This window comes from Xenorhabdus sp. PB61.4, from assembly GCF_963894935.1.
GTDB lineage: Bacteria > Pseudomonadota > Gammaproteobacteria > Enterobacterales > Enterobacteriaceae > Xenorhabdus > Xenorhabdus stockiae.
The window spans coordinates 1-4,582 of the sequence record NZ_CAWQJR010000078.1 but is presented as its reverse complement, the minus strand read 5'-3'; the positions used below and the strand labels follow the sequence as shown (position 1 = coordinate 4,582).

4 protein-coding genes and 1 pseudogene are annotated in these 4,582 nt (G+C 39.9%); 4 read left to right on the top strand and 1 reads right to left on the bottom strand.

What is annotated here, in order from left to right; all coding sequences use genetic code 11:
- Positions 1-160: 160 nt before the first annotated feature.
- The 3 genes and pseudogenes from AACX68_RS05310 to AACX68_RS20115 form a co-directional block, all read left to right on the top strand.
- Positions 161-556 (top strand): formyltransferase family protein, encoded by a 396-nt coding sequence (locus AACX68_RS05310; protein ID WP_339389285.1) that lies wholly within the window; start codon positions 161-163, stop codon positions 554-556.
- Between the two features lie 150 nt (positions 557-706).
- Entirely contained in the window at positions 707-901 is a 195-nt protein-coding gene (locus AACX68_RS20120) for a LysE family transporter (protein WP_370630336.1), read from the top strand.
- Between the two features lie 8 nt (positions 902-909).
- Positions 910-1,188 (top strand): annotated as a pseudogene (locus AACX68_RS20115) (LysE family translocator); the annotation flags it as partial.
- Between the two features lie 116 nt (positions 1,189-1,304).
- Here AACX68_RS20115 and AACX68_RS05305 read toward each other — a convergent pair.
- The gene (locus AACX68_RS05305) at positions 1,305-2,027 is read right to left on the bottom strand and encodes a hypothetical protein (RefSeq protein ID WP_228860779.1); all 723 of its coding nucleotides are present in this window, start codon (positions 2,025-2,027) and stop codon (positions 1,305-1,307) included.
- Positions 2,028-2,332: 305 nt separating this feature from the next.
- Between AACX68_RS05305 and AACX68_RS05300 the strand changes: the two genes are divergently transcribed.
- On the top strand, positions 2,333-4,582 hold a 2,250-nt coding region (locus AACX68_RS05300; RefSeq protein WP_228860778.1), incomplete at its 3' end, for a DNA polymerase II.

Genomic DNA, 4,582 nt, shown 5'->3' with positions numbered 1-4,582 from the left:
TCTTGATGTGACATAGCCTTTATTCCTTTATTTCTCTCAGTTTGGCGACTTAAAGTTATAAAGGAGCGGCTATGTCATTTCAACTCATCATAAAAGTCGAGCATCGCGTTAATATATCTTTGTAGTGGCATAAGGATCACGGGCATTTTTTCAGGACAGGATAGTCAATGCGCACTCTGCCATTTTGCCTTATGAAAGAGGGAAGTATGCCATTGAACAACTTATGACAGTAGGATCGAAAGAAAAGATAGAAAAAGCAGCCGGAGCGACTATCCATTATGTGGACTCTGGAATTGATACTGGAAGAATCATAAAATTTAAAAAAATAAAATCATTATGGTCATTACCTTCTATTTGGGCAGTCAAAGGTGAATCCTATTTATTAGCCTTTGATCTAATGCCTGACTATTTAAATAGTAAATCAAAATTCAATTTTCAGGATTGTATTCCTGTAGATGAAAATCTAGAAAGTCCGTTGTTTTATAGTAAAAACTTTACTGAAGATGTTCAGCTTCTGGCTGAGAAAAAATTTCATTTATATAAGCTAGGAGAGTAACATGTTTGATATTAACTGGGGGGCTTTTCTTGGTTGCAAGCCTTACCATAAACGCAATTCCTGGTGCTGATGTTGTTTATGTAACAGGGAAGTATTATACAAAGGGGAAAAGAAGTGCCGTATTATCAGCTACCGGATTAGCCGTCGGTTATTATTTTTATTACATGGTTAGGTATTACCGCTATACTTCTGTCAAACCCATCACTCTTTGGAGTCATTCAATTAATTGGTGCTGTTTATCTAATATGGATGGGCAAGAGTATTATTCAGTCTTCTCCCATAACGAATAAGCAAAACAACGAACAAAATAGTCATAAAAAAATACAAAAGATTATGATTTCTTAGGAGGATTTGTTATTAGTGTTCTTAATCCTAAAGTAGGATTATTCTTTGTTTCATTTTTCCCTCAATTTATAACTTCTGGTAGCCCTAGTTATCTAATACTGATTCTCGGTAGTGTGTTTTGTTTAGGCGCCACATTTTTTAACATGTTGTATTGCTTTTTATTTTCTAGAATACAAAAACTTTCCCCCAATAAATCTCATTTGATTCTAGGAGTTATCCCCGGAATTATTCTTATCTTTCTAGGTTGCCTGATGATATATCATACACTTTCAATTTATTATCAATAAATTATTTTTTAGATAATACTTCCAAGACAAGATGACGAAAGTCGGTTTTTTAGGAGAACATAAATCTATGGTCTCCCATTTTTGCAATACTCATTTTGATGCATGTTAACCTTCCTTCATATCGCTCTTCTTCTATCCTTTTTTTCTGCCAGATGATAAAGATACGGTCTCCATATCGGGTTTAGTCTCCAAGGCGCAGATGTAGGGCAATTATTTTTCCAAAATTGAATTCTTGCAGCAACATTAGGATGTTGTCTATTTCTGAAAATCCACCTTAACTCTTTTCCAGTTATACTATCTTTAAATTGCCCACTTTTGTTAACGATACTTTCCATTTCGAGACCATCAAGTATGAAATGAACATGCATATCTCTCGTCAGTTGGTTATTTTGGTTATTTAATAGGTCATTACCTATTGTTACCCAAGATAATCCTCCTTTACTTTTTCTTCCCAAGAGCTGATCAGTGTATTTTTCACTCTCAGTGACACTACGGTATTTTTCATTTAATCTCAAATGATTAAAATAGTTTTTTTTATATTTCTTATACTTTTCATTTTCTATATATTGCAATTGTTCTTTAGCAAAATTCATTCTATTGATACACTCAGGATTTTCACTATCCTTATGATTTTTAATATAATTATTCATATTCCTTATTTCTGAAGGAATTAAGTAACTGGCAATCGTTATCGGAGGATAATCTTTATTATCATAATGAATTTTTGCATCTTCAAAAAATTCAATTTTAGTTGAATATCTCTTTATAATTTCCTGGGATAACCCATATATCAAATCGCCTTTCTGAAATTTGTCTCTGAATGGAGGCTCAAATGGCATATATTAACCTCATTTATATTTAACCTGTTTTTAACCAACATACGATCATCTATTCGCTCCCTTGCCGCCGCGATGCATCTTGAAATCCATTATGTATAGAAGGAGTAAATGATGAACACTAAATATCAACAAACCTTAATATCGTTTGTAAAAAAATCTCAATATATGAGAATAAATAATGATATCTATCGACCGTCATGATATCAGCTTGCTACAAAAACAACTGTATAAATAAACATGAAATGCTATAATTAAAGCCTATCTCTCACAAAAGAAAGTGTGCCTTACCTTAAAGCTAAAATAGTATGCAGATAAATCACGCTGAACAAGGTTTCATCCTGTCTCGTCACTGGAAAGATACGCCATCCGGTATTGAGTTGGTGTATTGGTTAGCCACGGATAAAGGTAGCCGACGTATTACTATCCTTCATCAGAAAGCTGTCGCCTTTATCCCTCAACGTGATTTGCCTGAAGCTGAAAAACGGCTGGCTCAGGAGCGCCATTATGAGCTGAAAAGACTCTCTCTGAAAGATTTTAACCGCCAGCCTGTCTCCGCTTTGTATTGTTCACAATACCACCATCTACAGCATTTTGAAAAGGTTCTCAAGGAACAGAATATTCCCCTGTACGAAACCGATATCCGCCCGCCGGATCGCTTTATGATGGAACGTTTTATTACTGCTCCCGTCTGGTTTAGCCAAAAACCAGACGGAAGTTATCAAATGAAACCCAATCATGACTATCGTCCCAGCCTGAAGTGGGTTTCTTTGGATATCGAAACCAGTCAGCATGGCGAGCTTTATTCCATCGGCTTGGCAGGCTGTGGAGAGAAAACGGTATTTATGCTGGGGGCGGGAAATGGTGAACAGCAGGCACTGGATTTCAGGCTGGAATATGTTGCCAGCCGCTCACAGATGCTGGAGAAGCTCAATGAATGGCTGGAAATTTACGATCCCGATGCCATTATCGGCTGGAGCCTGATTCAGTTTGATTTAAGAGTGCTCCAGAAACATGCCGAACGCTATAACATTCCTCTGCGGTTTGGTCGTGGAAAAGGAGTACTGGAATGGCGCGAACATGGTTTTAAACCCGGGCATTTTTTCGCCTCTGCGGCAGGTCGCTTGATCATTGATGGTATTGATGCGCTGAAAACCGCGACATGGAATTTTCCTTCGTTCAGCCTTGAATATGTCGCTCAGGAGTTATTGGGGGAAGGGAAAGCGATTGATAGCCCTTATGATAGAATGGATGAAATTAATCGCCGCTTTCAGGAAGATAAACCCGCCCTCGCTCATTACAATTTGCAGGACTGTATTCTGGTCAACCGGATTTTTGAGAAAACCAATCTCATGGCATTTTTGCTGGAACGGGCGACAGTCACAGGGTTAGCAGTGGATCGTGCCGGAGGCTCAGTGGCTGCATTCACTCATCTTTATCTGCCTCGTATGCACCGAATCGGCTATGTGGCGCCTGTTCAGCCAACGAGTTTCACCGACCACAGCCCCGGTGGTTTTGTGATGGATTCATCCCCCGGTCTGTATGATTCCGTGCTGGTATTGGATTATAAGAGCCTCTACCCTTCTATTATACGTACTTTTCTTATTGATCCGGTCGGAATGGTGGAAGGTCTTGCCCAGCCCGATAAAGAACATTCTGTTCCCGGTTTCCGGGAGGCATTTTTTTCCCGCACTCAGCACTGCTTACCCGATATTGTTACTCACATCTGGCATGAGCGAGATAAAGCAAAGCAGCAAAACAATGCTCCGCTTGCTCAGGCGCTGAAAATTATCATGAATGCCTTTTATGGCGTACTCGGGGCCTCCGGTTGCCATTTTTTTGATCCACGCCTGACCTCATCGATTACCATACGCGGCCACAAGATTATGCATCAGACACAAAAATTAATTGAATCAAAAGGTTATAAGGTGATTTATGGTGATACTGATTCCACGTTTGTCTGCCTGAAAAAACCTCACTCCGAAAAAGAAGCCAGCCAGATTGGTCATTCACTGACTCAGTACGTCAACCAGTGGTGGAAAGATCACCTCAAGACAGAATTCAACCTCGAAAGTACACTAGAACTGGAATTTGAAACCCACTATCGCCGTTTTCTGATGCCGACGGTAAGGGGAGCAGAAGAAGGCAGTAAAAAACGTTATGCCGGGTTGAGCGGCGATAAATTGGTATTTAAGGGGCTGGAAACGGTAAGAAGTGACTGGACTCCGCTGGCACAGGCATTTCAGCAGGAGCTGTATTCCCTTATTTTTTATAAGAAACCTTATCAGGATTATATACGTAACTATGTCGCCAGTACGCTCGCCGGTGAATTTGATAATCGTCTGGTTTACCGAAAACGGCTGCGGCGTAATCTCACTGATTATCAGCGCAATGTTCCTCCCCATGTCAGGGCTGCTCGTCTGGCGGATGAGTACAACAAGCAGAAAAACCGCCCGCTACAGTATCAGAGCGGTGGCTGGATTAGTTACATTATCACCCAGTCCGGGCCTGAGCCGCTGGAAAATCTGACCTCTCCACCGGACTATGAACACTATATC